This is a genomic window from Nocardia citri (assembly GCF_054065835.1).
The window spans coordinates 104,692-131,421 of sequence record NZ_JBSUQM010000012.1 but is presented as its reverse complement, the minus strand read 5'-3'; the positions used below and the strand labels follow the sequence as shown (position 1 = coordinate 131,421).

26 protein-coding genes and 1 pseudogene are annotated in these 26,730 nt (G+C 64.5%); 16 read left to right on the top strand and 11 right to left on the bottom strand.

The genetic code is table 11. From position 1 onward, the window contains the following. Window positions 1-256: 256 nt before the first annotated feature. The 4 genes from ACW2Q0_RS18600 to ACW2Q0_RS18585 all read right to left on the bottom strand — a co-directional run bounded on the left by ACW2Q0_RS18600 (window position 257) and on the right by ACW2Q0_RS18585 (window position 4,581). Entirely contained in the window at window positions 257-1,057 is an 801-nt protein-coding gene (locus ACW2Q0_RS18600) for an SDR family NAD(P)-dependent oxidoreductase (RefSeq protein WP_457191763.1), read from the bottom strand. Beyond that, entirely contained in the window at window positions 1,054-2,010 is a 957-nt protein-coding gene (locus tag ACW2Q0_RS18595) for an acyl-CoA dehydratase activase (protein WP_457191761.1), read from the bottom strand. The genes ACW2Q0_RS18600 and ACW2Q0_RS18595 overlap by 4 nt, the downstream gene beginning before the upstream one ends. A gap of 29 nt (window positions 2,011-2,039) precedes the next feature. Beyond that, the gene (locus tag ACW2Q0_RS18590) at window positions 2,040-3,314 is read right to left on the bottom strand and encodes a 2-hydroxyacyl-CoA dehydratase subunit D (RefSeq protein WP_457191835.1); all 1,275 of its coding nucleotides are present in this window, start codon (window positions 3,312-3,314) and stop codon (window positions 2,040-2,042) included. A 94-nt stretch (window positions 3,315-3,408) separates the two neighbouring features. Further along, window positions 3,409-4,581: a 2-hydroxyacyl-CoA dehydratase subunit D gene (locus ACW2Q0_RS18585; protein ID WP_457191759.1), complete on the bottom strand. Its 1,173-nt coding sequence runs from the start codon at window positions 4,579-4,581 to the stop codon at window positions 3,409-3,411. 128 nt (window positions 4,582-4,709) lie between these two features. On the opposite strand from ACW2Q0_RS18585, the gene ACW2Q0_RS18580 reads away from it, so the two are divergent. Together ACW2Q0_RS18580 and ACW2Q0_RS18575 are read left to right on the top strand one after the other, a co-directional pair. After that, complete coding sequence (locus tag ACW2Q0_RS18580; protein WP_457191757.1) at window positions 4,710-5,810, top strand: CaiB/BaiF CoA transferase family protein; 1,101 nt, start codon at window positions 4,710-4,712, stop codon at window positions 5,808-5,810. Between the two features lie 94 nt (window positions 5,811-5,904). Further along, the gene (locus ACW2Q0_RS18575; protein WP_457191755.1) at window positions 5,905-6,750 is read left to right on the top strand and encodes a PaaX family transcriptional regulator; all 846 of its coding nucleotides are present in this window, start codon (window positions 5,905-5,907) and stop codon (window positions 6,748-6,750) included. Window positions 6,751-6,937: 187 nt separating this feature from the next. On the opposite strand, the gene ACW2Q0_RS18570 is transcribed toward ACW2Q0_RS18575, so the two are convergent. Further along, window positions 6,938-7,312 (bottom strand): hypothetical protein, encoded by a 375-nt coding sequence (locus ACW2Q0_RS18570; RefSeq protein ID WP_457191833.1) that lies wholly within the window; start codon window positions 7,310-7,312, stop codon window positions 6,938-6,940. 33 nt (window positions 7,313-7,345) lie between these two features. Further along, window positions 7,346-7,693: pseudogene (locus ACW2Q0_RS18565) on the bottom strand (nuclear transport factor 2 family protein); the annotation flags it as partial. Between the two features lie 91 nt (window positions 7,694-7,784). Between ACW2Q0_RS18565 and ACW2Q0_RS18560 the strand changes: the two are divergent. The 14 genes from ACW2Q0_RS18560 to ACW2Q0_RS18495 all read left to right on the top strand — a co-directional run bounded on the left by ACW2Q0_RS18560 (window position 7,785) and on the right by ACW2Q0_RS18495 (window position 21,081). After that, a complete protein-coding gene (locus ACW2Q0_RS18560) occupies window positions 7,785-8,918 on the top strand; it encodes an acyl-CoA dehydrogenase family protein (protein WP_457191753.1) in 1,134 nt (377 codons plus the stop codon). 94 nt (window positions 8,919-9,012) lie between these two features. Continuing rightward, the gene (locus ACW2Q0_RS18555) at window positions 9,013-9,801 is read left to right on the top strand and encodes an enoyl-CoA hydratase/isomerase family protein (protein WP_457191751.1); all 789 of its coding nucleotides are present in this window, start codon (window positions 9,013-9,015) and stop codon (window positions 9,799-9,801) included. 39 nt (window positions 9,802-9,840) lie between these two features. Continuing rightward, window positions 9,841-10,212, top strand: coding sequence for a Zn-ribbon domain-containing OB-fold protein (locus tag ACW2Q0_RS18550; protein ID WP_457191749.1), 372 nt, complete (start codon window positions 9,841-9,843; stop codon window positions 10,210-10,212). Continuing rightward, a complete protein-coding gene (locus tag ACW2Q0_RS18545) occupies window positions 10,209-11,360 on the top strand; it encodes a thiolase family protein (RefSeq protein ID WP_457191747.1) in 1,152 nt (383 codons plus the stop codon). The genes ACW2Q0_RS18550 and ACW2Q0_RS18545 overlap by 4 nt, the downstream gene beginning before the upstream one ends. A gap of 26 nt (window positions 11,361-11,386) precedes the next feature. Further along, on the top strand, window positions 11,387-12,595 hold the full coding sequence (locus ACW2Q0_RS18540) for an acyl-CoA dehydrogenase family protein (protein WP_457191745.1): 1,209 nt from the start codon (window positions 11,387-11,389) through the stop codon (window positions 12,593-12,595). Further along, entirely contained in the window at window positions 12,592-13,590 is a 999-nt protein-coding gene (locus tag ACW2Q0_RS18535; protein ID WP_457191743.1) for a phosphotransferase family protein, read from the top strand. The genes ACW2Q0_RS18540 and ACW2Q0_RS18535 overlap by 4 nt, the downstream gene beginning before the upstream one ends. Window positions 13,591-13,620: 30 nt before the next feature. Continuing rightward, on the top strand, window positions 13,621-14,823 hold the full coding sequence (locus ACW2Q0_RS18530) for an acyl-CoA dehydrogenase family protein (RefSeq protein ID WP_457191741.1): 1,203 nt from the start codon (window positions 13,621-13,623) through the stop codon (window positions 14,821-14,823). Next, window positions 14,820-15,575, top strand: coding sequence for an SDR family NAD(P)-dependent oxidoreductase (locus ACW2Q0_RS18525; protein ID WP_457191739.1), 756 nt, complete (start codon window positions 14,820-14,822; stop codon window positions 15,573-15,575). The genes ACW2Q0_RS18530 and ACW2Q0_RS18525 overlap by 4 nt, the downstream gene beginning before the upstream one ends. Window position 15,576: 1 nt before the next feature. Continuing rightward, window positions 15,577-16,365: an SDR family NAD(P)-dependent oxidoreductase gene (locus tag ACW2Q0_RS18520; RefSeq protein WP_457191737.1), complete on the top strand. Its 789-nt coding sequence runs from the start codon at window positions 15,577-15,579 to the stop codon at window positions 16,363-16,365. Further along, window positions 16,365-17,480, top strand: a complete 1,116-nt coding sequence (locus ACW2Q0_RS18515) for an NAD(P)-dependent alcohol dehydrogenase (RefSeq protein WP_457191735.1) — start codon at window positions 16,365-16,367, stop codon at window positions 17,478-17,480. The genes ACW2Q0_RS18520 and ACW2Q0_RS18515 overlap by 1 nt, the downstream gene beginning before the upstream one ends. Beyond that, a complete protein-coding gene (locus ACW2Q0_RS18510; protein WP_457191733.1) occupies window positions 17,477-18,994 on the top strand; it encodes a class I adenylate-forming enzyme family protein in 1,518 nt (505 codons plus the stop codon). Before ACW2Q0_RS18515 ends, ACW2Q0_RS18510 begins: the two co-directional genes overlap by 4 nt. Window positions 18,995-19,038: 44 nt before the next feature. Next, complete coding sequence (locus ACW2Q0_RS18505; protein ID WP_457191731.1) at window positions 19,039-19,662, top strand: TetR family transcriptional regulator; 624 nt, start codon at window positions 19,039-19,041, stop codon at window positions 19,660-19,662. Between the two features lie 67 nt (window positions 19,663-19,729). After that, the gene (locus tag ACW2Q0_RS18500; RefSeq protein ID WP_457191729.1) at window positions 19,730-20,065 is read left to right on the top strand and encodes an EthD family reductase; all 336 of its coding nucleotides are present in this window, start codon (window positions 19,730-19,732) and stop codon (window positions 20,063-20,065) included. Further along, window positions 20,062-21,081: an MBL fold metallo-hydrolase gene (locus ACW2Q0_RS18495; RefSeq protein ID WP_457191727.1), complete on the top strand. Its 1,020-nt coding sequence runs from the start codon at window positions 20,062-20,064 to the stop codon at window positions 21,079-21,081. Before ACW2Q0_RS18500 ends, ACW2Q0_RS18495 begins: the two co-directional genes overlap by 4 nt. A gap of 153 nt (window positions 21,082-21,234) precedes the next feature. Here ACW2Q0_RS18495 and ACW2Q0_RS18490 read toward each other — a convergent pair whose 3' ends face one another. From ACW2Q0_RS18490 to ACW2Q0_RS18470, 5 genes are read right to left on the bottom strand one after another with little or no spacing between them, the layout of a single operon-like run. Further along, the gene (locus tag ACW2Q0_RS18490; RefSeq protein ID WP_457191724.1) at window positions 21,235-21,999 is read right to left on the bottom strand and encodes an SDR family NAD(P)-dependent oxidoreductase; all 765 of its coding nucleotides are present in this window, start codon (window positions 21,997-21,999) and stop codon (window positions 21,235-21,237) included. 42 nt (window positions 22,000-22,041) lie between these two features. Then, on the bottom strand, window positions 22,042-23,739 hold the full coding sequence (locus ACW2Q0_RS18485; protein ID WP_457191722.1) for an ABC transporter permease: 1,698 nt from the start codon (window positions 23,737-23,739) through the stop codon (window positions 22,042-22,044). Beyond that, a complete protein-coding gene (locus tag ACW2Q0_RS18480; protein WP_457191720.1) occupies window positions 23,739-24,905 on the bottom strand; it encodes an ABC transporter ATP-binding protein in 1,167 nt (388 codons plus the stop codon). The genes ACW2Q0_RS18485 and ACW2Q0_RS18480 overlap by 1 nt, the downstream gene beginning before the upstream one ends. Before the next feature lie 10 nt (window positions 24,906-24,915). After that, window positions 24,916-25,668, bottom strand: coding sequence for an SDR family NAD(P)-dependent oxidoreductase (locus ACW2Q0_RS18475; protein WP_457191718.1), 753 nt, complete (start codon window positions 25,666-25,668; stop codon window positions 24,916-24,918). Window positions 25,669-25,688: 20 nt separating this feature from the next. After that, window positions 25,689-26,726, bottom strand: a complete 1,038-nt coding sequence (locus ACW2Q0_RS18470; protein ID WP_457191716.1) for a substrate-binding domain-containing protein — start codon at window positions 26,724-26,726, stop codon at window positions 25,689-25,691. Window positions 26,727-26,730: the final 4 nt, after the last annotated feature.

Genomic DNA, 26,730 nt, shown 5'->3' with positions numbered 1-26,730 from the left:
CGCCGGTCACACTGAATGTAGTACAGATTCGGATCTTGTATCAACAAAATTGTCTAATATTTTTTAAGGTCGGACCATAGCTACCGGGGCCCACGGGCTGCGCACCGCCGTCGAGGAAGTCGCGACGGCGGGGGCTCCGCTAATCCACGGTTTCCCTGCATACCGCCCGTGACCAGGTAATCCAGGCTGCCGAACCACCATCACCGTCCACATCCTCAACCGCCGGCCCGACAGCCCAAACCGAGTGGCATTGCCGCTATCCCGCCGAGATACCGCCGTTGGGGCTCACCGCTTGACCGGTGATCCGGCGCGCCTGGGGACTACACAGGAAGACGATGAGCTCGGCGACGTCGATCGCCTCCGCCACGCCGAGTGATGCCGCACGCGCGGCCTTTTCGAAGAGTTTGGCACTGAAGGGCTCGGCCATGACGCGATCGTAGGCACCGGTGTCGCGGATCAGCGACGGCGTCACGGCGTTCACCCGCACACCGTCACGTTTGGCCTCCATCGCCAATGTCTTGGTGAAGGTGACGATGGCCGCCATCGCCGCGCCGATGACAGCCTCGCCCGGCGTCGGCCATTTCGCGGCATCGGAGGCCACGTTGACGATCACGCCACTGCGTTGTGAGCGCATTTCCGGCAGCACCGCACGACACATATTGATCGGCCCGAGCGCCTGCTGCATCAGAATGGCGGGTACCTCTTCCGGGGGCGTGTCGTGAAACAGCCGCGGCGTGAACGCGCTTGTCGTGCTGTTGACCAGGATGTCGGCCGCCCCCAGGCCGGCGCGTAGCTCCTCGGCGGCCCGCCGGGCTTCGGGGGGATCGTTCACATCCGCGGCGACGAACATGCACCACACACCGGGCGCCAGGGATCGGATCTGCTCTGCTGTCTGCTCCCCCCGTTCGGTATTGCGGCCCACCAGACCGATGCGCTGCGTTCCAGCCGCCACGAATCGGCGCGCGACCTCCAGGCCGACGCCACTCGTGCCGCCCACGACGTACACCGTCGACTGGGCCGGGTCCGGCACGCGAGGTTCGGCCGTACTGCCACTCATCGGATACTCCTTCGCAATTCGAGCGCGATCGGCCCGGTGGTCGTGTGCGGTGCGTGATCGAGTTCGCCGTCACAGTCGACACAATGCGGCGTGGCGGCCGATGTTGTTGCCATCAATTGCTTTTCGGCCACGGTATCCCGGTCGCCGGGCGATCTGGATGCACCGAGGTATTCATCGCGAGCGAGAAGGCCCGCCCCGTACGCGCCGGCGGTCTGGGGTTGCTCGAGTAATTCGACCGGCCCGCCCAGGGCTCGCGATACGTAGTGCAGCGCGGCCGCGTTCCTGGCTACCCCACCGGTCATCACCGCCGGCGACGCTTTGCCCACCTGTGCCACCAACCCGAGTGTCCGGGCCGCGACCGCCTTGTGTACCGACGCCGCGATATCGGCTTTCGCACGTCCCTGCGCCAGTAGCGAAATAACCTCGGTCTCAGCGAATGTCGCGCACATACTGCTGATCTCGAGGTCGTCGCAACCGGACAGGGCCAGCTCGCCCACCGCACCGACATCCACCTCCAGAGCCCGGGCGAGCACATCGAAGAACCGCCCGGTCCCGCTCGCGCATCGGTCGTTCATGGCGAACCTGTCCACCAGGCCGGCGTCGTCGACGATGATGGCCTTGCTGTCTTGACCGCCGATGTCGATCACGAGCCGTACACCCGGGCGCAACGCCGCGGCGCCGCGGGCATGGCAGGTGATCTCGGTGAAGCTGCGGTCGGCGCCCGGAACCAGTTTGCGCCCGTAACCGGTACTTATCGTCCGGCGGATATCGCTGCCGGTGACACCGGCGGCCCGTAAGGCGCCCTCGATCGCGCGGGCGACGGCCGCCGGGCTCACCGCGCCCATCTGCACGACGTCGGCCCCGCACAGCGCGCCGTCGGAATCGACGACGACCGCTTTGGCCGTGGTCGAGCCGAGGTCGACCCCCATGACGAACCAGCCGCCGGCGTTCATGACGCGTTTCTCCGCGCAACAGTCATCGCCTACACCACTGATTTCATCCGCTGTACGTCGATGGCCTCCAGCATGGCCTCGAGCCGGCTGTCGAAGAGCTCATCGTTGTAGAAGGACGCGTCGGCGACATCGCCCTCGAAGAAAAACGACTTCACACCGCGCTCGTGTTCTGCGCTCCGGGCCAACATCGCCTGCGGATTGGTCATCGCCCGGCATGTCCGTGTCGAGTGGAACGCGATGCCATCGATCGCGTATTCGTCGAGGCGGCGCAGCAACAGCTCCTGCAGATTCTTCAATCCGTGATTGAGCGGGCACAGCAAATAATGTTGCGCCATTCCGAGCAACGGATTGTCGGTATCGATGAGTTGCGGTTCTTGCCAAAAGGATTCATGGGTATAGCGTCCCGCGACGACCGCAACGTCGTACTCGGCAAACTTACGGGTGAGGAAACCGAGCTTGTTCCAATTCATGATGCCGTCGAAGTACACGCGATACCGTTCGTTCTGCACCGCACTCACGCCGGCGGCGACCCGTTGCTCGATCTCCGCCTTCACGCCGGCGAAGTAATCGACGAGCGCCTGGTTGCCCGGCAGGAAGTTGATCGGTGCGATACTCGCCACCCAGTCCCAGTAGGTCGCGGGAGTGGGCGCCCGAGTGCACAGCGCCATACCCTCCAGGCGCAGTTCGGAGGCGCGCTTGATGTAGAACATGCTCTCGCTGAGCGCATCCCAGTCGAATGGCCGCCCGGTCTGATGTTCGAGAAACGCGATCAGCTCGCGCAGTTGCCCCTCAACATACCGACTCACCTCGGTCCACTCTTCGCCCCGCATGTAACCTGCGTCGGGCTTGTTGCCCCACAGCATCGGCATCGAGACGTTGAACAGCGGAAGTTTGCGGTCGAAGACCCGGTAGGTCATAGCATCCCACTGCTGGCCGGTACTGCAGCCGGCATAGCCGTTGACGAAGAAGTCAGGCGCTGGCAGTTTGGCGGCCAACTCCTGCTGGTCGACCACTCCGACTACTCCGGTCGACTGCCTGCTGCCGCTCTGGTGTGTCAGCACGGCGCATCCGAGATGCGTTCTCGCATAAGAACAAAGCTCACCGATGTACCCGTATTCGGCACCTGCGGCCTGTGCGGGCCCTTCCAGGTGTTGCGCGGCCAAACGGGCGGCGAACGCCTCACCGTGACACCATTCCAATCCCGCCGCTTGGAACAGCGGGTTCATCGCGGCACCGTTGTACCAGACGACATGCTTACCCCGCTCCTTGGCGGTGAAGATGTTATCCCAGTATTCGGCCACCATGCGGCCGCCTGCTCGGGTGCTGGCCAGCCGATTGGCCTTTTCCGTACTCGATTGCTGGATCGCCACGGGGAACTCCTTCGTGCGTAAATCGGATTCAGGATCGGACAACTGCCGGCAGCCGACGAATGCGTTCGATGAAGGTCTCGATCCGCGTGCGCAGGGTTTCGACCGGATTACCCTCGTGTTCGGTCTCGAGAAGTAGTGACGGAATTGCGTGCGCATCCAGCGCTTTGCGCAATTCGGGGTAATAGAGCATGTGCGGCTCGCAGAATTTCGCCATCAGCACGACGACACCGTCGCAACGGCTCCTGCCAAGCGAGTTGATCAGGTAGGTGTCCCAGTCGACGTCTGTGGTCACCCGGGTGGGACAGGGCGCGGTTCGGTTGCGGTCGAGGTACCACTCCGACAGGGCCTGGATCGGATCACCCGACTCGGGCACATCGGTCGAGATATAGCGAAATCCGGTGTATAGATCGTCGTCGACAACGAGCGCCCCCGATTCCTCGATCACATCCAGAATCTCGGTGCGTGGAGCGTGGCAGAAGTGCCCCGACAGATGCAGCCGCACCAGATCGGCGCGAGGTTCGGCGGACGGATCGAACGGCGCCAGCACCCGGCCGAGCAGGGCGGTGTGCTCTGCTATATCCATCACCATGCTGGACTTGACCAGCACCTGCATGTCAGCAGCGGTGATCCGGGCACGGCCGGACCGGCGCAGGTCGTAGAGCGCCCGGAGCAGCCTGCGATTCTCGTTGAACAGACGGATGCTCGCGGCCAGTTCGTCCGATGTCACGGTGACACCGAGAACCGTTTCGATCTCCCGTTTCAGTTCCTCGATTCGCCCTTCCACCCGGGGTTTGGTCCACGCATCGTCCATCGCGCTGGTGAATTGCGCGAAGTGCACCGGCTTGTCCGGGCGAACCCAGCGGATCACATCGACCGCGCCGAGTAACTGCACACAGTGATCCGCGGCGACGAACGCGTCGAAGACATCGAGCCGGCCCAGCGCCGCCTGGTCGGCCACGCTGCGGGTGTAGCCGCAATAGAACTCGGCGAGCAGGCTGCGGCCCGCGGTGATCGGCGTTGGGTCGTCTTGGATGATCACCGGCAGCGCGCCGGCGGCATGGATGATCTCGGCGGGGAAGTTCATCGGAAACGACGCGATCGCACGCCCCCCATGCTGGGCCTTCCATCCCTGGGCGTACGGCGTCGGATCGTCGGCAACCGCTCGCAGCGCCGACATGACCGTCGGATCCAGTTCGCTCATATCCGGCACCTCGGCTTCGTAGACGGCTGTGCGCTCGGTCAGTGCCGCTGCAACCGCTTAGATGATACGTTATTCGATAGAACATAGCTGTATATGTCAAATGTTGTAGGTAATTCAGGAGGATTCGGATGGAGCGTGTACTCGCAGGATTGCGCGTGGTCGAGCTGGCCGGGATCGGCCCATCGCCGCATGCCGCGATGCTGCTCGCCGATCTCGGTGCCGATGTGGCCCGCATCGAAAGACCAGGTGGCGTAACGCAATTGCTGCCAGCGGACAAGGATGCGGTACTGCGAAACCGGCGTTCGGTGAGCGCCGACCTCAAAGAACCCTCCGACTTGACCCGGGTGTTGAAGCTGATCGACAAGGCGGATGTGGTGATCGAGAGCTACCGGCCCGGCGTGGCCGAGCGGCTCGGGATCGGCCCCGAGGTCTGCACCGAGCGCAACTCACGGCTGATCTACGCCCGGATCACCGGCTGGGGGCAGGACGGCCCGCTCGCCTCGCAGGCCGGGCACGACATCAATTACCTCGCGCTCAGCGGCGCGCTCCACGCCATAGGCCGCAAGGGTGAACGGCCGCTCGCGCCACTCAATCTGGTTGCCGACCTGGGCGGCGGGTCGATGCTGGCGGTACTGGGCATACTCGCCGCCCTGCACTCACGCGCCCGGACCGGCACCGGGCAGGTGGTCGATATCGCGATGGTCGACGGTGTGAGCTCACTGATGTCGATGTGCTGGACCTTGACCGAGAACGATCTCTGGTCGCCCGAGCGCGGCACGAACGTCATCGACAGCGGGGCCCCGTTCTACGACACCTACAAATGCGCGGACGGCCGCTACATCGCGGTCGGCGCCATCGAACCCGTCTTCTACGCCCGGTTGCTGGAGGGCCTCGGTCTCACCGCGTCGGAGCTGCCCGACCAGTACGACACAAGTGAATGGCCCAGCGTCCGAGAGCGTTTCGCGCGAATCTTCCGTACCCGCGATCGCGACGGGTGGGAGCAGACGTTCGCCACACTCGACGCTTGCGTGACACCGGTGCTGTCGCTGACGGAGGTTCCGCAGCACCCGCAGATCGTGGCCCGGGGTACCGTGGTCGAGGCCTTCGGACAGCACCAGGCCGCGGCCGCACCACGGTTCGCCGGCGCGCCTGCCGCAACCTATGTCGCGCCCCGGGTCCCCGGCTGTGATACGGAGACCGTATTCCAGGAATGGGGTGAGGCCTGGTGAGCAGGTCGTCATGTTACCGGCGGAAAGCGTGCCGGCGCCCGAGACGAGCGGGGCACGGTGGCACCGCATCGACAAGGTGCGCGACGATGGGGATATGCCTGACGCCGATCCGATGCCGACGTCCACCAAGGACACTCCGTCGAGCCCCAGTGCCCGTTCCGTGCTCATCACGGTGCTCGGTGAACTGGTCGAACCCTGCGGACAGCCGGTCCGGACCGCGGCGCTGCTCTATGTGCTGAACGGGCTGGGATTCGGGTCGCACGCTGGCAGGCAGGCGGTCGCACGGACCGGGGCGGCGGGTTTGATCGCGGCGCGACGTGAGGGGCGCGAGACCCTGTGGACCCTCACCGACAAGGCGCATCGCCTGTTCAGCGAGGGTGATGTGCGGGTGTTGTCCACCGACGTCGACATCACACAATGGGACGGCCAGTGGCTCGTCGTCAACGTACCCATCCCCGAATCGCACCGCTCGACGCGCAAGAAGCTATACGCGGCGTTGCGCTGGGCCGGATTCGGGAATCCGGCACCCGGGGTGTGGGTCACCCCCCACACCGGACGCGCAGCCGAAGCCGCGAAGGCGATCGACTCCCTCGGCCTGACCGCCAATACCGTGTCGTTCATCGGAACAACCTCTCTCGCAGGCATTTCCGAAGAAGAACTCGTGCGCCGATCATGGGATCTCAACGCCGCCGAAAACGCCTACGACGAACTACTCGAACGCTTCGATTCGTGCCACTACGGATCGGGCGACGAGTTGCTGTTCGCCCATGTGGAACTCGCGGACGCCCTTCGGCGCATGACATATACGGATCCACGGCTCCCCGAGGTCCTGCTCCCCGATTGGCGCGGACAGCGCGCGGCCAAACGACTGCGCGACCTGCGCGCGGAGTCGACACCCGCCGCACACGCACACTGGCGCCGCATCGCCGGTATCGATTGACCTGGCGGAAGACAGGGCGGCCCCGCGCCGACAACTAGTTCGTGGCCCTCGGCCGTCATTCGCGCGCCGTGAACGGCCCGATGCTGAGCTGGTTCCCAGATTTCGAGAAGGCCACGCTCGGCTGCTTCGCCGAGATGTACCTCTGTCGATAAAGTTCCAGCTTGTCGTCCGGATCGGTTTTCTGAACTCAGCGCGCGAAGGACAGTTCGGGGGTACGAGCGATGAGAAGGCGTCGCACCTTGCCGTCCGCGTCGAGCTGTGCGGTGGCGTTGAAGGAAGCCTCGAACGCCCCGCCGCGGGTTGTCCGACCGAGTACCAACTCGTAATCACCCACCACCGCACCGGTGTCGATGTGATGGACCAGCGTGCTCTTCTCGCGCTGCGCCAAGTAGCCGACCAATCCGTCGCGGTCCCCCACGAATTCGGCGGACTGCCCCGCCCCTTTGGAGAACTGCACCGACATCGCGAAGTCGCCCGAGATCATGCCCAGTACGCGGTCGGGGTCGTCCGAATCCATGTATTCGAACCATTTGGCCAGCACGGGTGGTTCTGTAGTAGTCATCCGGCCACTCCCGCGACAGTCGAAATCTGTTGGTATCAGCGCGAATTCGGTACTGAATGACACCTGGTAGCGGTCGATCAGCCCGTCGGCATCGATATGCATCGCGCCGACGAAGAAACCCGTTGTCGTCACGTCGTTCTCGGTGACGGCGCCGTGCGCGAACTCCACACCATTGTCGGCAGCCACCCGCAACAGCCGATGCTTGCGGTTCACCTTCGGTCGGCCCTGCAGGTAATCGAGCATGGCCGCACGGCCATGCCCGAGTTTCACTCCGGTGGGCAACAGCATCGCGAACTCGACGTCTGCAGCGAGTAACGCCACCGCGTCGTCCAATCGCCCACTGTCCAAGGTTGCGTAGTAGCCCTCGATGGCCAAACTCATGAAATGAACTTAGTTCAATAACTTCCTTCTTGTCCAGACGTCGGCGCGATACTCTCGAACCATCAAACTGAACTCAATTTAGGCAGGTTGGATGTCCTCACTCGCGATAGAAGTGCCATGGCCCCACGCGGACCCACCTACGCTGACACCCGGACCGGAGCATTCTGACCTGCGTGCGGCCGTCCGTGGCATACTCGCCGAACATAGCGGTATCGAGCAGGTGCGAACGGTCGCTTCCACCGACCTCGGCTATTCGCCACAGCTGTGGAAATCGCTCGTCGATGACATGTCGGTGACCACATTGACCGTCCCCGAGGACCGTGGCGGGCTCGGCTACGGCATGGTCGAGCTGGGGATCGTGCTCGAGGAATGCGGTCGCGCGCTCGCGTGCGAACCGGTGTACACCTCGGCGGTCCTCGGTGTCCACGCACTGCTCTCGGCGGATCCCGGTCAGGACGGTGACGTACTCGCCGGAGTTCTGGACGGCAGCCTGCTCGCGACGGTCAGCGCCCTGTCTGCCGACACAGACCATGTGCATGCGGAGCCGACGCGGGCCGGGTGGCGATTGCACGGTACGGCGAGCATGGTAGGTGGCGGCAACGCCGATGTGGCCGTCGTTTCGGCGCAATGCCCGGACGGTCGCCGCCTATTCGCCACCCAGCCGGGCATACCGCTTGCCCGAACCGAGCGTCGAGTGCTCGACCCCACGCGCCGTCGCGCAGATATCACCTTCGATCAGAGTCCGGCGAACGCGCTTACCGACGTCGATGCCACCGCGGCGACCGCCGCGCGGCTGGACGAACTGGCAACGCTGGCGCTGGCATGCGAGAACACCGGCATTGTCGACCGCCTACTCGAGATGACCGTGGAGTACGCGCGGACTCGGCGCCAGTTCGGTCGCCCCATCGGCTCGTTCCAGGCCGTCAAACATCGGCTGGCCGATTTGCTGGTCGTCCTCGAACGTGCTCGATCGGCCTGCCGCTATGCGGCGGCGCTATACGCGCAGGACCCGGGGTCGGCCTCGTTGGCTGTGGCGGTCGCCGGCGCCGTATGTACCGATGCGGCGGTGCACGCGGCGGCAGAAGCGATCCAGTTGCACGGTGGCGTCGGTTTCACCTGGGAACACCCCGCGCACTCCTACTTCCGCAGGGCAATGGGAAACGAAGCGCTACAGGGTGATTCACGTGCGCACCGAGCGCGAATCGCCACTCTCATCGGAATCTGAAGCAGCGAACGGCGCCGGCTCCCCTGTTGACGCGGAGCGATCGGCTAGGTAAAACTGAATTGAATCCAGTTCAAGTTCAAGAAAGAGGTTCGAGATGGTGGACACCGACCACATCGTGTTGGAGAAGGACGGTGACGTCGCACGCGTGTGGCTCAACCGCCCGCACAAGAAGAACGCCGTCACCGTCGAACTCCTGCACCGACTCGACGAAATCATCGTCGAGGTCGATCGGGACCCGGAGCTCAAGATTCTGGTGCTCCGTGGCCGCGGCAATACGTTCTGCTCGGGCTTCGACCTGGACGAACTGCTCGCCAACTATGTCGGCAGTACCAACGCGATGGATGTCGCGGTACTTTCGGCCAAGGTGTGCGATCGCCTCTACTCGATGAACACGCCGTCCCTGGCGGTTCTCGAGGGGCATGTGACGGCCGGCGGTTTCGAGCTGATGATCTCCTGCGACTTCGCGGTCGCATCCGAGGACGCGCTGATCGGTGACTTCCACATTCGGCGTGCGCTTTTCGGTGGCGCGGGTCCGATCTACCGGTTGCCCCGCATGATCGGCATCCGCAAGACCAAGGAATTGATGCTGACCGGAAAGCTGCTGTCCGGCAAGCAAGCCGTGGACTTCGATCTCATCAACGCCGCCGCGCCCGCGGATAAGCTCGACGACCTGGTCGCCGAGTTCATCGCACCGATCGTGGACAAGAGCCCGTTCACCATGAAGCTCACGAAGATGACCATCGACCGCGGTCTGGACGCGGACATCCAGTCGCTCATGGTGATGGAACATCTCGCGGTGGGCAATGCCCTGCAGTCCGAGGACGCACGCGAGGGTGTGAACGCATTTCTCGAGAAGCGCGAACCGAAGTGGGTCGGTCGCTGACCAAACGCCGCTAGCGTACGACTCGAAGAGGAGATCGACATGGGCGACCACACAACATCGGTGCTCGAAGGTAGCCGATGCACGGTCTGTAATACCGTCGCTTATCCGGCCACCACCATCTGCGCACGATGTGTCCAGCCGACGGCCATCGCAATGGAATTGAGCACGCGGGGAGTGGTGTGGGCCTACACCGTGCAACGGTTCCCACCCAAGTCACCACCGTATATTCCGCCCGCCGAGGGCTTTTCCCCATTCGCGGTGGGCTATGTCGAACTTCCGGAAGGTATTCGCATTCAAGCAATCCTGGAATGCGAGGACTTCACCGAGTTGGAGCGGGCACCGGTGCACCTCGTCGGCACCGCACCGGTGCCCCGGTTCGCGGTCGTTCCACAGCAAAGAGAAGCGCAGTGACCCAAGCAGTTTCGATCATCGGAGCCGGGCTGTCGAAGTTCGGCAGGCAGCCCGGCATCACCGGCCGTCAGATGGCGGTCAGCGCGATCGCCGCCGCGCTCGACGATGCTGGGGTGACCTGGACCGACATCGAGATTGCCTTCGGCGGTAGCGACGGTTCGGGACTCGCCGACACACTTGTCGCCGAACTCGGTTTCACCGGAATACCTTTCAGCAATGTGAAGAATGGCTGCGCCACCGGTGGCAGTGCATTGTTCTCGGCGGTCAATGCGGTCCGTTCGGGCACCGCCGAAATCGCATTGGCGGTCGGATTCGATAAACACCCGCGCGGAGCTTTCGATCCGACACCCGCCGAGTGGGGACTATCCGAGGGATACGGCTCGGCCGGGCTCATGGTCACCACGCAGTTCTTCGGCGCCAAGATCGGCCGATATATGCGCGAATACGGGATATCCGGTCCGACCTTGGCGAAGGTTGCCGAAAAGGCGTATCGAAACGGCAGCCTGAATCCGAATGCCTGGCGACGTGCGGCGATCTCGGCCGATGAGATCGCCGCCGCCGATATGGTGAATGACCCATTGACGCGATATATGTTCTGCTCCCCGGGCGAGGGCGGGGCCGCCGTCATCGTCGCCACCGAGGCCGCCGTCCGGAGACTCGGCGCTCGGCCGGTCCGGTTGCGCGCGATCAGCCACCGCACCCGGCGGTTCGGCTCTTTCGAAGTATTCAGCCCGGCCGTCCAAGGCGGGGGCGAACCGACCAGCGTGAGCGCCGACGCGGCCGCGGCCGCCTTCGAACTGGCGGGCATCTCCCCCACGGAGGTCGACGTCGCGCAATTGCAGGACACCGAGAGCGGGGCCGAGATCATGCATATGGCCGAATGCGGCTTCTGCGAGCACGGCGAACAGGAGTCGATGATCGCGGCAGGCCACACCGAGATCGGCGGGCGACTGCCGGTCAATACCGACGGTGGGTGCATCGCCAATGGCGAACCCATCGGCGCATCCGGTCTCCGCCAAGTGCACGAGATAGTCACCCAACTGCGCGGCGAAGCCGGGGATCGCCAGGTGCCCGGCACGCCGAGGGTCGGCTTCACGCATGTGTACGGGGCGCCCGGAATCAGCGCCTGCACCGTGCTTTCGGTGTGAGATGACGACACTTTCGAGGTGAATCAGTGACCACACAAACATTTCCCGACCTCGTCGGCTTCACCGATGAGGCCGTCGCCTGGTTGCGCAGTGTGGCAGTCCCCCGAGCGGAATCGATCTGGGGTTCGGGTTCGGATTCGGTCGCCGTTTTCGAGAGCTGGAACGCCGAGGAGGAACGCGCGCACACCGACCGGATCCGCGAGTACGAGCGCGCCAAATTCGACGCCGGCTGGGGCGCGCTGAACTGGCCCGAGAGCTACGGTGGCCGCGGTCTGCCGATGTCCTACGTCCTTGCTTTCCGGCGCGCCGAAGCGGATTTCGATGTGCCGCGACGCACCGAAATGTTCTCGGTGACACAACAACTGGTCGCTCCCGCCGTCGAGCAATGGGGCACCGATGAGCAGCGGTCGCGCTACGTCCGAGCCATGCTGCGCACGGATATCATTGCCTGCCAATTGTTCTCGGAAACCGAGGCCGGTTCCGATCTGGCAGCGGTACGGACACGTGCCGTCCGATCCGCCGACGGCACCTGGACGCTCGACGGCCACAAGGTGTGGACCTCGGGCGCGCGGGTGTCCGATATCGGCGTCGCCGTGTGCCGAACCGATACCGCCGCAGCGAAACACGCCGGGCTCACCGTCTTCCTGGTGCCGATGACCAGTCCCGGGGTGACCGTTCGCCCGATCCGGCAGATGACCGGTGGCAGTTCGTTCAACGAGGTCTTCCTCGACGGCGTACGACTCGACGACAGCTACCGGCTCGGACCCGTAGGGCAGGGCTGGCCGGTAGCGCTCACCGTATTGGCCGCCGAACGCCTCGACGGCGGCAACCTCGGTCTGGCGAACGCGGATCGGGCGGTAGCGCTGGCCCAGCATCTCGGACGGGAGCTGTCCGAGATCGAACGCGATAAGGTCGCCGACCTCGTAATACGCAGCTATCTACAGCGAATCGGCAATATGCGGGTGGCGGGCGCCGTCGTGGCGGGCCAGGACCCGGGACCGGAGGCCTCGATCGGCAAACTGTTGGCGACCGACACGATGGCTCGTACCTCCGAGGTAGTGCGCCTGCTACTCGGGCGAGAGCTCACCGTGGACTCCGGTCGCTGGGGAACCTTCGCGTGGGCCGAGCACATTCTCGGCGCGCCCGGCTACCGGATCGCCGGGGGAACCGACGAGATTCAACACAACATCATCGCCGAGCGAGTACTCGGACTACCGAGGGAGCCACGCCCATGAGTTCAGCATCGCGTAGCGATTCCGTGGGGGGTGGCGGTGGGGCGAACACCGTGGAGCAACGCGTCCGCGCCCGGCTGCAGGCGGACCTCGACGCGACGGTCATCACCTTCGAGCCGCTACTCGGCGGACATTCCGGCTTGACCTACCGGGTGCGAACGACCGGCGGTGACTTCGTGGTCAAGGCCGTTCCTGAGGGACAGCAGGCCATCGGCCGACACGACATGCTGCGGCAGGCCCGGATCATGCAGGCCTTGGCGCACACGCCGGTTCCCGTGCCGGGCGTCGTCGCGGTCGACGACCTCGAACCGGCCTGGTTCGCCATGGAATTCGTGGCCGGGCAGGCATTGGAACCGGTACTGGACGATCCAGCCGTCGAACCTGGCTCGGCTGCGGCCAGGATGCGGCGTGCCGCGGAAATTCTGCCGCGCCTGCACACGATAGATCCGAGCACCGTGCCCGGCGCGCAAGCCCCGCTCACGCCGGACGCCGAGCTCGCCCGCTGGGCACGCACCCTGGGTGCGGTCCCGCCCGACCTCGTCGCCGGTGGTGACCGGCTGCTCGAGTTACTCGGCCGGAGCACACCCGAACCGACGACACCGACAGTGGTGCACGGTGACTACCGCCTCGGCAACATCATCTCCGACGGCGTCGAACCGGCCGCGTTGATCGATTGGGAGATCTGGAGCGCCGGCGACCCTCGGGTCGAATTGGGCTGGTTCCTCGTCTTCGCCGACAGCAGCAACTTTCCCGGCGTCGGCCGGGCGGTGCCCGGGCTGCCTTCAGCCCAAGAGCTGGTCGACCTGTACGTCGGAGGTGGGCCCGCGCTCACCGAAATGACGTGGTTCGACGCGCTGGGTCGCCTCAAGATGGCCGCGATCATGGGCCACAACCTGCGCCGGCACCGGGAAGGCCGGCACTACGACCCCGACCAGGAAAAGCTGCCCGCCACCATCAACCGACTGATCGAGACCGGGACCGCGCTACTCGCCGGTTGATGTCGACCGCACCAGTTCAGGAGCCGCACCGTGGATTTCTCCTATTCTCCCCGCACGCAGGATCTGCTCGGCAGACTCGAATCGTTCATGGACGAGTACGTCTATCCCGCGGAGCAGGTATTCGACGCCCAGATCGCGGCGAACGACAACCCGCATGAGCAGCCGCAAGTCATGCGAGATATGCAGGTCAAGGCCCGCGAATTGGGTCTGTGGAACCTGTTCATGACCCACGACGGCCTCGGCGCCGGACTCACCAATCTGGAGTACGCGCCACTGGCCGAGGTAGTCGGTCGATCCATCCTCGGAAACGAAGCCGTCAACTGCTCGGCTCCCGACACCGGCAATATGGAAATTCTGGCCATGTACGGGACCGAGAAACAGCGGCAGCAATGGCTGAAACCATTGTTGGACTGCACTATTCGCTCCGCATTCGCGATGACCGAACCCGCGGTGGCCAGCTCCGACGCCACCAACATCACCTCCACCATCGTTCGCGACGGCGACGAGTACGTGCTCAATGGCCGCAAGTGGTACACCTCCGGCATTCTCGACCCGGACTGCAAGCTCATCATCTTCATGGGCAAATCGGATCCGCGGGCAGCGACATATCGTCAGCAGAGCATGATTCTGGTTCCCCGTGACACCCCGGGAATCGAAGTGCTGCGCGATCTTCCGATGTTCGGCTTCCGTGACCGGCTCGGCCACGGCGAAGTCCAGTTCACCGACGTCCGCGTCCCGGCCGAGAACATGCTCGGCGCCGAAGGCGACGGTTTCGCCATCGCCCAGGGCCGGTTGGGACCGGGCCGGATGCACTACGCGATGCGCGCCATCGGCATGGCCGAGCGGGCGCTCGACATGATGTGCCAACGCTCCCTGGAGCGCATCGCCTTCGGCGGTCCACTGGCCGATCGCGGGGTCGTGCGCGAGTGGATTGCCCGCAGCCGCATCGAAATCGACCAGATTCGCTTGCTCGTCCTGAAGTCGGCGTGGCTCATCGACAACTACGGCAACGCGGCCGCCCGGTCGGAAGTCGCCGCCATCAAGGTCGCGGCGATGGAAGTGGCGCACACCGTCGTAGACCGCGCGGTGCAGACCTACGGTGCCGCCGGTGTCAGCGACGACACCGTCCTGGCCCGCCTGTATGCGATCACTCGGGCGCTGCAGATCGCCGACGGTCCCAACGAAGTACATCTGCGTACCATCGCCCGCCTCGAATTGAAGAAGCACACATGAGCACAACGGAATTGACCGGAAAGGTCGCCTTGGTCACCGGTGCCAGCCGCGGCCTCGGACTGGCCATCGCGCGCGAACTGCGCGACGCGGGCTGCACGGTGATTGTCTCCAGCCGCAAACGTGGCGCGTGCGAGCAGGCCGTTGCCGCACTCGGCGACGGGCCGGGCAGCGCGCACCCGTTCGAATTGCATGTCGGCAAGTGGGATTCGATCGAACCGGCCGTGGATCGGATCATCGCCGATTTCGGGAGTCTCGATATCGTCGTGAACAATGCGGGCATCGCACCGCTGGCCGACAGTCTGCTGTCGGTCTCGGAAGGGTTGTGGGACAAGACCATCGAGGTCAACCTGAAGGGCCCATTTCGCCTGATGGCGGTTGCCGGTGCCCGGATGGCCGCCGCCGGTGGCGGGTCGATCATCAATATCTCGAGTATCGGGGCCGTCCGGCCGAGTCCGCCCGAGGCGATGTACGCCGCGGCCAAGAACGGACTCAATGCCTTGACCATGGCGTTCGCTCAGGAGTACGCGCCCACTGTACGCGTCAATTGCGTGATGCCAGGCGGATTCGCCACGGATATGGCCGAGAACTGGGACGAGGAGTTCGTCGGGAAGATCATCGACCGCCTGCCCGCGGGCCGGTTGGGCCGGCCAGCGGAAATCGCCGGTCTGGTCGCCCATCTCGCGAGCGCCGCCGCCGGTTACACCACCGGTGCGATCATCCCGGTCGACGGTGGCCGGACCGCGGTGTACTGACATGCGAAACGATATGGGTGCCACCGGAACGACGCTGGACGACCTGTTCGGGTTGTCCGGCCGGGTCGCTGTCGTCACCGGCGCGTCGTCCGGTCTCGGGATGGGCTTCGCGCGGGCTCTCGCCGGTGCCGGGGCCACCGTGTACGCCGCGGCTCGCCGGCTCGACCGATTGGCTGTGCTGGCCGCGGATGATCCCCGGGTCGTTCCGGTTCGTTGTGATGTGACATCCGACGAGGACCGCCGAATGCTGGTCGACCGCTGCTATGAGCAGTCCGGACGGCTCGATGTGCTGGTCAACAACGCGGGCAAGCCCGGTCCTGCGCATGCCGAAGACGAAACGGTAGCCGGGTTCGCCGCGCTCCTCGAGGTCAACCTGGTCGCGGGATTCCACCTCGCCACCTATGCCGCGACACGACTGCCGGAGGGGGAACGCGCGTCGTATATCAATATTTCGTCGGTGATCGGACTGGTCTCGACCGCACCGATCGGTGGCGCGAGCTATGCCGCATCCAAGGCCGGGATACTCGGACTCACCAGGGAACTCGCCGGGCAGTGGGGGCGCAGAGGGATTCGGGTGAACGCCGTCGTGCCGGGCTGGTTCGATACCGAGATGACCGATGGCCTGTTCGACAACGAGAAGTCGGCGGGGTGGGTGCGCCGCAACACGATGCTCGGCCGTGGTGGCAACGCCGGCGAAATCGACGGCGCGGTGCTGTTTCTCGCCTCCGACGCGTCGTCGTATATGACCGGCCAGACGCTCATTGTCGACGGCGGCTGGACGGCTCGCTGATGCTGGCCGTCCAACTGACCGAGTGGGGTTCCGAACCGCACCTCAGTGAGGTCGCCGTTCCGGAGCCACGTGGGAAAGAGCTCCTGCTGCAGGTCACCGCGGCAGGGCTGTGTCGCTCCGATCTGCACGTCATGGATGCCGCCGAATCGAGCTTCGACTATCCGCTGCCGCTCACCCTCGGCCATGAAGTCGCGGGCACGGTGATCGATACCGGTCCCGATGCGGATCAGTCCTGGATCGGCGAAGCCGTTGTGGTCCACGGTATCTGGGGCTGTGGCCGCTGCCGCAATTGTGCGCGTGGACGGGAGAACTACTGTCTGACGCTGCAACCTCGTCCAGACGGCAGACTGGCCCCGATCGGCAATGGCCTCGGCTATCCCGGCGGTCTGGCGCAGGCCATGGTGGTGCCGTCGGCCCGATTGCTTGTTCGCACAGGCGATCTCGAGCCCGCCATCGCCGCTCCACTCGCGGATGCCGGGACGACCGCCTATCACGCCGTGCGCCGGCACGCCGATGTCATCGACGAATCCGCGATCTGTGTCGTGATCGGTGTCGGCGGGCTCGGTCACCTGGCGATTCAGATCCTGCGTCACTTCGGTGCCGGACGGGTCCTCGCCATCGACAACCGGCAGGAAACACTGCCCGTCGCCTTGCGGCTGGGCAGCGATGCGGCGTTTGCCGATCTCGCCTCGGCGCTTCCGGCACTCGACGGCGGCGCAGACCTGATCCTCGATTTCGTCGGCACCGCCGACACGATGGCGTCGGCCGCGCGAGTGCTCGCGCCAGGTGGGCGACTCGCGGTTGTCGGCAGTGCGGGCGGCCGTCTGGCTGTGGGCAAACGGATCGGCCTCGCCGCCGGGTGGCAGGTGGACGCACCGTTCTGGGGTGCCCGATCGGATCTGGAGGCCGTGGTCGAGATGGCGATCGGCAGGACACTCCACGTCGAGGCCACGACATATCCGCTCACGGACGCGGTCGACATCTACCGACGCCTGCGGGACGGGACCGTCACCGGACGCGCGGTACTCGTGCCACCGCTGTTGACAAGCCACGCACCACAGCCCGTGGAAGCGAGTAAACAGATATCGAGCGATGCGAGAGAAGTGGGCCGATGAAGACACTTGCGCAGGAAATGATCGAGCGGGCACAGCGCGCGCCGGAGCAGATCGCGGTCGTCGACGAATTCGGTCGCCACACCCTCGGAAAGATCGTCGCGGCGGCCCGAGCGCTGGCCGAGCGGATCGAGTCCATCGATCCAGCCCCACCCACTGCCCTCATCCAGGCCGATAACACTTGGCGCACCGTGGCGGCGGCCGTGGCAATCGGTCTGCGTGGTGGTGTGGTCGCGGTATTCGGCACGCATGCCACCGAATCCGAGTTCGCGCTCGCTGTCGAGGATATTGCCCCGGATCTGGTGGTCGCGGCGCCGGACTCGCTGCAGCGCTGGGGTGTGCGGGAGGATCGCTTCCCGATTCGGGCGGCCGCCTTCGACGGACGCGTGTTGCGCTCGCGAACGGGACCGTTCGATTCGGTGGACCGCTGGCGTGGAGGCACGGCCATTGCGATGACCTCCGGGTCTACCGGTCGTCCCAAATGTGTTGTGCAGTCCGAAGAAGCCATCCGCTATGCCTGCCAGTGCACCATCGACGCCGTTCGACTGCAGCCGAATGAGGCAGTCGGAGCGTTTGTGCCACTGTCTTCGGTGGCCGCCTTCTGTTTCGGTATGTACCTGCCTGCCTATCTCGGCGGCTCGATGGTGTCGATCGGCAAATGGGAACCTGCCGCCGCCCTGGCGGCCATGGCGGAGCGCCGCGTCGCCTGGACGATGCTGGTTCCGACCATGGCGCTGCAGCTGTCGGTGGCCGACGGCTCCGAAGGCGCGCTGTCCGCCCTGCGAGCGATGACCGTCGGCGGCGGTCCGATGAACGAACGCGCGCTGCGTGCGGCCGAGGAAAAGCTCGGTACCACGTTCCTGCGGGTTTTCGGTATGTCCGAATGTCTCGGACACACCACACCACAACTCGATGATCCGCCCGCCATCAGGCTCGGCCGGGACGGGCGACCATTCGGTGGCACCGTCGTACGGGCGGTCGACACCACTGGGAACGTCGTGGCCGCCGGTGAGATCGGCGATGCGCAGGTACAGGGACCGTCCCTGTTCGTCGGTTACGCCCGCGGCGGCGTCGCGATTCCCCAGACCCTCACCGCGGATGGTTTCCTCCCGACCGGTGATCTGGTCGAGGTCGCGATCGATGGCTCGATCCGGGTGACCGGACGCCAGAAGCAGATCATTATCCGAGGCGGGCGCAATATCGATATCAACGAACTCGAATCGGCCATCGCTAATGTGCCCGGCATCGTGCAGGTGTGTGTAGTCCCCGTACCTGATCCCATGCTCGGCGAACGAGCGGCAGCGCTGGTTGTCACCGACGGAGAATCGCTGACATTGGCCACCGTCACCGATCAGCTCGCGGCGGCGGACTTTCCCAAGTCGAAATGGCCGGAGTACCTGTTCACGGTGCAAGACCTACCGCAGAACACCGTGGGGAAGTTGTCTCGGCCCGACGCGGTGCGGCTGGCAACACAGCTGGCCACCGCAGTTGACCCGAGTTCACCTCAGTTCCGGTAGAGTCATGTCGAATCCACACCATTGAATGCGGGGTATAGACGCTGATGACCGTTGACTCGGACGTTCGCCGCGAAAGCGCGCGCTCGAAACGAAGCGGAATCCTGACCGCTGCCATCGAGCAGTTCGGGAAAGTCGGTTACGAGCACACCAAATGGGCGTCGATCGCCGACGAGGTCGGCATCGGTCAGACCGCCCTGTACCACTATTTCGAGTCGAAGGCCCACTGCCTGCTGACGATCATGCGACTCGAACTGGCCGATTCGGCCGAAAGATTCAACACCGCAATCGCCGATCAGGCCGACCCGGAGCAAGCGCTGCGCGCCGCCATCGCCGCGGCGCTGACCGCCTCGCCAACCGATGCCCTGCAGCGCCGCATCCTGCAGAATCATATGGATTTGCTTGCCGCCCCGCGTCAGTCGGCCAAAGAAGAGGCCGAACGCCTGCGGTCGCGTGAGCTCGTGCGACAGATCGAGCAGAATTGGACCGGGCTGATTTCGGACGGCATCGAGGCCGGTGTCTTCACTCCGGGCGATCCCCGCATGCTCGGTCGAATGGTCCTCGGACTGGTGATCAGCGTTTGGCGCTGGTACCGGCCGAGGGGCAGCGTCACCCTCGAGCAGATCACCGAGTCGGTGACCGAAGCAGCAGTACGGATAGTGCGTAACTGAGATCCCACCTCCTACATGGTGGGGCTCTACGCTCACTGAAACTGAACAGAATTCAGTTAGGAGTCGCATGTACAACATGATCGTCCTCGCAGCGCGTCCCAATGATTGGACCCACGAGCAGTTCATCGAGTGGTGGCGGGGTGAACACGCGGAGGTGACCTACCCGCTGCCGGGCTTGCTGCGCTGGCAGCACACCGAACTCCTCGAATCCTTCGACGAGAAGTCCTCCGGCTGGGACGGTCTGTCGATTCTGAGTTTCGAATCCCGCGCGGCGCTCGACGCCGCATTGGCGAGCCCGGAATGGAAGGCCGCCGTCGAGAACGTGGGCACCATGCGGGGACGTCGCATGATCTGGCACGGCGCGGAGCAGACGATGGTGCCGCTCGCCCCGTCGGTCGAATGAGCGCCGAATGGGCCGAACCCGGGTGCTATCCGATAGCCGAAGGGATTCACCGCGTTCCGCTGCAGATGCCGCAGGACGGTCTGCGCGCGGTCAACGTCTACGTGCTGGAAACCGACGACGGCCTCGTACTCATCGACGGCGGCTGGCACCGGCCCGACACCTTCCGGGAGCTCTCCGACGCGCTGGCTCGAATCGGTCGGTCGGCAGCCGAAATCCACGATGTCTTCGTCACCCATATCCACCGCGATCACTACACTTTCGCCATCGAACTCCGTCGTCGGCACGGCTGTCGAGTTCATCTCGGAGCCGATGAAGCCGGCGGACTCAGCGCCATCCATCAGCTGAACAGCAATGTGCCCGATAGTTCGCTGCGGGAACTGAGGCGGGCCGGCGCGGACGATATCGCACAACGAGCTCATGCGGCCGGCATCGCCGAGCCGTTCGAACGCGACGATTGGGAACAGCCCGACCACTGGCTGTGCCCCGGCGCGCTGGCTATCCCCGGGCTCGATCTCCATGCGATAGCGACACCCGGGCATACCAAGGGCCACATGATCTTTCAGGATCGGCGGAAAGGGCTCGTCTTCACGGGAGACCACGTGCTGCCCACTATCACCCCATCGATCGGATTCGAATTGGGCCCGTGGGAACTGCCATTGGACAACTTCCTCCGGTCATTGGCACTGCTGCAAAACGATGACGAGCAGAAGATGCTGCCCGCGCACGGGCCCGCCGGAGGCAGTGTCGGGCAGCGGACTCGTGAACTTCTTGCCCACCATGACCGCCGGTTCGACGAAATCCGCACTGTCGTCGGTAATCTGGGACCGTGCACCGGCGTCGCGGTGGCCCGCGCTCTGACCTGGACGCGGCGCGACCGCCCGTTCAGCATGCTCGACGACTTCAATCAGATGGTTGCGACGTGTGAGACGATGGCGCATCTGGATGTCCTGGTCGCCCGAAATGTGTTGTCCGCGAAGGATGTGGACGGCGTTATGGCCTTCCGGGTAGCCGCATGATGCGCCTGAGCGCCCGCTGATCGTGGATACAACGCATCATATGACGAGCCGCTCCCACACAGAAAGCGCGTACCTCTGAGGTGATCGAGGTGCGGGACTTTCCGTTGCGCGGGGATCGCCGCACCATCGTCGGCGACGCGACAGCTTCGTCGGTCAGGCACAGGTCCAGCCACCGTCGACATAGAGTTCGGTGCCGGTGATGAAGGTCGAATCGTCGCCTGCGAGGAATGCGGCGGCGGCGGCGACCTCTTCGGCGCGGCCGAGTCGGCCCATCGGGGTGTTCGCGACCATCGCCTGGTGTCGCGCGGTGCCCTCGTACCGTTCGAGCAACTGTGGCGTTTCGATGAATCCGGGATGGATCGAGTTGACCCGTACTCCCCTTGTCGCCCAATGCAATGCGGCGTTCTTCGTCATGCTGCGCACCGCACCCTTCGCCGCGGCATAGGCCACGCTGTTGCCGAGACCGCCGACGGTGCCGAGGATCGAGCAGATATTGACGATCGATCCGCCGCCGGTCCGCTCGATCAGCGCACCCGCGTGCTTCATGCCCAACCAGGTGCCGGTCTGACTCACCTCGATCACCCGGTTGTACCGATTCAGATCCTCGTCCACCACCGACGCCAGACTGCCGATGGCACCGTTGTTGACGACGGCATCCAGACTCGGGAAGCGTTCGGACACCGCGGACACCGCCTGCTGCCACTGCGACTCCTGGGTGATGTCCAATCCCAGAACCTGATGCCGCGCACCGTGTTCCAGGCCGGCGCTCAGCTTCTCGCACGCCTCGACGTCGACATCGGTCAGCACGACCGAGGCCCCCTCCTCGGCCAGGCGGCGCACGATTTCGACGCCGATTCCCCCAGTCGAACCGGTCACCAACACGACCTTGCCATCGAGCCTCGAAACACCGAGAGTCATTGCTGCACAGTCCTTTCGAAGTCCGAGCTGGGCGCCAGGTGGTCAGAGCTTGCTGAGGACGTTGCGGCCGCCGACCAGCATGGCGAGTGCGACGCCGATCGTGGTCACCGCTGTCATGAGCAACGCCATCGCCGCGACCAGCGGGTACGAACCGTTCTGCCACATATCGAAGAGCAGGGTCCCCATCACTTGGGTGGTCGACGCGCGCACCAGCAGCGATGCCGCGAATTCGTGCGTGAGCAGGATGAACATCAAGGCAACCGCGCTGAGGATGGTGGGACGCATCAACGGCAGCATGATCCGCGCGTTCGTCACGAATGGTGATGCTCCGCTGGTTGCCGAGGCCTCGGTATAGGTGTTGCCGAGCGACAGCATCGCGGTCATCTGCATGCGCGTCGTGAAGGGCAACATCAGTACGACGTAGACGAGAATGATCACCGTTCGCGTGCCGTACAGAATCAATGGCGGCTCGGTGTAGGTGAGCAAGAAACCGACGCCGAAGATCACCGCCGGGATGCCGAGCGGCAATGCCGTGATGAAATCACCGATGAGCGCCAGTATTTTGTAGCGTCGGCCGCGTACCGACAGGTTGGCCATCACATACCCGATGGGTACGCAGATCGCCACCGCGCCGAGCGATGTCAGCACACTCGTGATCACCGATTCGACGATCGCGTCGGTAGCGGCCAACTCTCGGAAATTGTCGAGCGTGAACAGGTTCCACGACAGTGACCCGGACCAGTACCGCGTCGAGGCCACGATGATCAAGCCGACCAAAGGGATGACGAGGGCGAACAACGCGTAGCCGGCAATCGTCACTACGGCCCAGGTAGCGCGGCCGGTGGATGGTGCGAATGCCTTGCCGCCGTGCGTGACAAAGCGAGTCTGGTTGCCGAGCAAGGCCTTCTGGATCAGCACCAGTACGAGCCCGAAGATCACCAGTGGCGAACCTGCCGCAGCGGCGGCGGCGAAGTCGGACGGTGACTCGGACACGCGCCGATACATCTCGGTGGTGAGTACCTTGACGCCACTGTTCTGGCCGAGCAGCAGTGGACCGGTGAACTGGCCGAGGCCCAGCAACAACGCGATGCCGCCGCCATAGATCAACGACGGGCGCAGCAACGGCAGCACCACCCGGAAGAAGACTCCGAGCGTGGACGACCCGCTCACCTGTGCTGCCTCGAGATGTTCCGAGCTGACGTTCTGCATGCCCGCGCTGACGAATAGGTACACGAACGACGTGAGCCCGAAAGCGGTGAGAATGATGATCCACGGAACGGTGTAGACATCGATCGGTCCGGAATCCGATCCGCTCCACCACGGCAACTTCCTGAGCACAAGGTTCAAGTAGCCGGGCCCTGGCGATAGCAGGAAGGCCCAGCCCACGATGTTGGCAACCGCGGGCATGACGATCGGCAGGATCGGAATGATCCGCAGAAAGCCGAGGCGGTCCGGCAGTCGGCTCGCCGCGAACGCCAGCACCGTGCCGAGCACCATCGCGATCACGAGCGCTCCGAGGGCCAGCGCGATGGTGGTCGCGATCGTATCCGCGATATCGAAGCGCCCGTACTGGTTTCGATAACCTTGCGCGCCGTTTTCGAACGCCAGCGATTGCAGCCGGATCATCGGCAATACGACCAGATAGGCGAGAACTGGCAGCAAGGCCAGATATCCGATTCTCGCCCGCGAGTGCGCGGGAATCGCGCGGATTTTGATCGGGGTGGCAGTCACTGTGGCCATCAGGAGTGCCTTCCCGCGCCGGCCGTCGCCAGCACTGGCAGGTCGGCGCCCGTGTTGTCTGGCTGTTGTGCGAACACGCGCAAGCTCGCCGGCGAGAAACTGACGATCATGGGATCTCCTGGACGGCTTCGGCGCAACGTGGCGCCGTGGGCGGCCGCATCGACCCGCATCGCGAGTTGTTCGCCACCCGTGCGGACGGTCACATCGAAGTGGCGGCCACCGTATTCGTAGGTCACCAACTCGGCATGCAGTGCCACATCGCCCTGCGGCACTTGGTCGATCGACGAGTGGACCACGACATCGTCGGGACGTAGCCGCGCGACCGCGGACCTACCTTCGTCGGCTCGTCCACGCACCACCGCACGCGTCAGGTCGATATCGTCGCCGGCCGAGGTCATCCAGCCACCGGGACCGCGGCGCAGTTCCAGCCGGTTGGCCATACCGATGAACGCGGCAACGTACTCCGATACCGGATGCTCGAAAACCTGCTCGGGAGCATCGTACTGTTCGATCTTGCCCGCTTTCATAATAGCGACGCGGTCGCCGAGGGCGAATGCCTCGGCCTGATCATGGGTGACGAAAACCGCTGTGAATCCGAGACTTCGATGCAATTGATGGATTTGCGTACGAACCTGATCCCGCAATCTGGCATCCAGATTGCTCAATGGTTCATCGAAGAGCACCAGATCGGGCCGGGCCACCAGGCCACGAGCCACCGCAACCCGCTGTTGCTGTCCACCGCTGAGCTGCGACGGGTACCGGTCGAGCAGCTCTGTGCAATCGACCATGGCAGCGGCAGTTTCGACGGCGCCGCCGGAGATCTCCTTCCGCAATTTGCGGACCTGCAGTGGATATCGAATGTTCTTGCGCACGGTCATATGTGGCCACAGCGCGTACGACTGGAACACCATTCCGATATTCCGTTTGTGGACCGGCACATTCAGCTTCGCCTCGGCGTCGAAAACGCGCCGGTCCTTGAAGGTGATCGAACCATCCTGGGGTGTCTCCAATCCGGCGAGGCAGCGCAAGGTGGTTGTCTTGCCGCAGCCACTCGGGCCGAGTAGTACGAGAAGTTCGCCTTCCTCGATCGCGAGGTCGAGCCGGTCGACGACGACATTCGATCCATAGGTCTTGGTGAGACCGGAAACTGTGAACTGCGAGCTCATCTCATGCCTTCTAGGTCTGCTTCTTAGGTGTGCGGACGCCGGCGGCGATACCGCCATCGACGAGCAAGTCGATCCCGGTGACGTAACTGCTGTCGTCACCGGCAAGGAACAAGACCGCCGTCGCGACCTCCATGGAACTGCCACGCCGCTGCATGGGGATGGATCGCACATACGCTTCGACATCGTCGGCGGCGAAGTCGGGAACCGCGGTGATCTCGGTGTCGATGCTGCCCGGACACACCGTGTTGACGCGGATGCCGTGATCGGCCAATTCCAGTGCCGCGACCTTGCTCAGGGCGCGGACACCGAACTTCGACGCGCCGTAGGCGCCGAGTTCGGCGGTCGCGAGTACGCCTCGCAGCGACGAGATGTTGATGACCGCCCCGCCGGTAACCATCGCCGCGGCGGCCGCCCGCAGTCCGAGGAATGTGCCGACCAGATTGAGGTCGATCATCCTGCGGAATTGCTGCAACGTAGTTTGTGTCAGCGGCGCTTTCATCGCCGCTCCGGCGCTGTTCACCAGTACTTGGAGCGGGTGTCCCGCGCGATCCATTTCGGAAGTGACTGCCTGCCAATCGGATTCGGCGGTCACATCGAGCCGACGGTAAAGCGCAGTCGGCCCCAGTTCGTGTGCGCGGCGCTCCCCCGCCGCGTCGTCGACGTCGGTGAGGTACACCGTCGCGCCCTTGCTCGCGAACAATTCGGCGGTCGCGCCGCCGATTCCGCCGGCTGCTCCGGTGACCAATACGTTGATTCCGAGCAATGCAGTACTCCTGTCCACTGTCAGCCCTGGAAAAGTTGAGACCACTCTTGGGAGTACTTCTCGATCTTCTCGGGCGTCAGATCAGTGGTGTCGGGTGCGGCGATGTCCTGAGCCCGCGCCACCGCGCCTGGGATATCGGCCAACGCCGCCGCGTATCCCCCGTTGAGCGCTGTCTGTCCTACACGGGTGACCATGAAATTCGCCAGTACCTGAGCGGCATTGGGATGCGGCGCCACGCTCGTCACCTGGCTGTACCAGGGGGTGCCCCATGGCGACGGTGGCAGGGTCCAATCGACCGGCGCGCCGGCGGCTACTTCGGTCACCAAGGGCTGAACCGAAGGCGCGACAACAATTTCACCGGAGGTCAGCGCTTGGGCGACGCCCAGGGCGCTCGGGTAGATCCGTGGCTTCAGGGCTGCGAGTTGCTTCCAGTACTCCGCGCCGTAGGTGCGCGCGTAGTACCGGTACAGATCGACGTAGGAGGCGATGCCGGTCGGATTGACGATTCCGATCTTGCCCCGATAGGCGGGATTCAGTATGTCCTGGGGAGATTTCAGGCCGTTCGGGACCGCACCGGTGTTCCAGCCCACTGCGTAAACCGCCGCGCTCGTCAGGAAGAACCGGTTGTTGAGCACACTCTTGTCCGGCTGATATTCGGGAGCCTTCAAGTCCGGCCCGACCAACTCGGTGGAGTACGTCGCCGATTTCGCGGCATTGGCAATCCATGCCGCATCGGTCAGCATGTGTACGTCGGCGGTGCCCTTCCCGGTCTTCTTCTCGGTCTCCACCCGCGGGTTGATATCAGCGTCGGTACCGCGCACGAAGTCCAGCTTGATCCGCGGATACTGGGCCTGGAACGCGGTCTTGAGGGCATCGAGGTTGGCCGGCTTCTGGCTCGAGTAGAGCATCACTGCGCCCTCCTCGTTGGCCGCGGCGACAACGTCCTCCCAGCTCCCTTCGACGGGCTTCGAGGCGGACGAATTCCCTCCGCAGGCGGCCAGACCGAATGTCGAGGCGACAATCGCGAGAGTCGCGACCGCCTTGGTCAGCGATTTCATCACG

Coding starts and splice junctions, on each gene's coding strand:
- ACW2Q0_RS18600 (WP_457191763.1), bottom strand. CDS start 1,057: ATGAGTGGCAGTACGGCCGAACCTCGCGTGCCGGACCCGGCCCAGTCG.
- ACW2Q0_RS18595 (WP_457191761.1), bottom strand. CDS start 2,010: ATGAACGCCGGCGGCTGGTTCGTCATGGGGGTCGACCTCGGCTCGACC.
- ACW2Q0_RS18590 (WP_457191835.1), bottom strand. CDS start 3,314: ATGGTGGCCGAATACTGGGATAACATCTTCACCGCCAAGGAGCGGGGT.
- ACW2Q0_RS18585 (WP_457191759.1), bottom strand. CDS start 4,581: ATGAGCGAACTGGATCCGACGGTCATGTCGGCGCTGCGAGCGGTTGCC.
- ACW2Q0_RS18580 (WP_457191757.1), top strand. CDS start 4,710: ATGGAGCGTGTACTCGCAGGATTGCGCGTGGTCGAGCTGGCCGGGATC.
- ACW2Q0_RS18575 (WP_457191755.1), top strand. CDS start 5,905: ATGCCTGACGCCGATCCGATGCCGACGTCCACCAAGGACACTCCGTCG.
- ACW2Q0_RS18570 (WP_457191833.1), bottom strand. CDS start 7,312: ATGACTACTACAGAACCACCCGTGCTGGCCAAATGGTTCGAATACATG.
- ACW2Q0_RS18560 (WP_457191753.1), top strand. CDS start 7,785: ATGTCCTCACTCGCGATAGAAGTGCCATGGCCCCACGCGGACCCACCT.
- ACW2Q0_RS18555 (WP_457191751.1), top strand. CDS start 9,013: ATGGTGGACACCGACCACATCGTGTTGGAGAAGGACGGTGACGTCGCA.
- ACW2Q0_RS18550 (WP_457191749.1), top strand. CDS start 9,841: ATGGGCGACCACACAACATCGGTGCTCGAAGGTAGCCGATGCACGGTC.
- ACW2Q0_RS18535 (WP_457191743.1), top strand. CDS start 12,592: ATGAGTTCAGCATCGCGTAGCGATTCCGTGGGGGGTGGCGGTGGGGCG.
- ACW2Q0_RS18525 (WP_457191739.1), top strand. CDS start 14,820: ATGAGCACAACGGAATTGACCGGAAAGGTCGCCTTGGTCACCGGTGCC.
- ACW2Q0_RS18520 (WP_457191737.1), top strand. CDS start 15,577: ATGCGAAACGATATGGGTGCCACCGGAACGACGCTGGACGACCTGTTC.
- ACW2Q0_RS18515 (WP_457191735.1), top strand. CDS start 16,365: ATGCTGGCCGTCCAACTGACCGAGTGGGGTTCCGAACCGCACCTCAGT.
- ACW2Q0_RS18510 (WP_457191733.1), top strand. CDS start 17,477: ATGAAGACACTTGCGCAGGAAATGATCGAGCGGGCACAGCGCGCGCCG.
- ACW2Q0_RS18505 (WP_457191731.1), top strand. CDS start 19,039: ATGACCGTTGACTCGGACGTTCGCCGCGAAAGCGCGCGCTCGAAACGA.
- ACW2Q0_RS18500 (WP_457191729.1), top strand. CDS start 19,730: ATGTACAACATGATCGTCCTCGCAGCGCGTCCCAATGATTGGACCCAC.
- ACW2Q0_RS18495 (WP_457191727.1), top strand. CDS start 20,062: ATGAGCGCCGAATGGGCCGAACCCGGGTGCTATCCGATAGCCGAAGGG.
- ACW2Q0_RS18490 (WP_457191724.1), bottom strand. CDS start 21,999: ATGACTCTCGGTGTTTCGAGGCTCGATGGCAAGGTCGTGTTGGTGACC.
- ACW2Q0_RS18485 (WP_457191722.1), bottom strand. CDS start 23,739: ATGGCCACAGTGACTGCCACCCCGATCAAAATCCGCGCGATTCCCGCG.
- ACW2Q0_RS18480 (WP_457191720.1), bottom strand. CDS start 24,905: ATGAGCTCGCAGTTCACAGTTTCCGGTCTCACCAAGACCTATGGATCG.
- ACW2Q0_RS18470 (WP_457191716.1), bottom strand. CDS start 26,726: ATGAAATCGCTGACCAAGGCGGTCGCGACTCTCGCGATTGTCGCCTCG.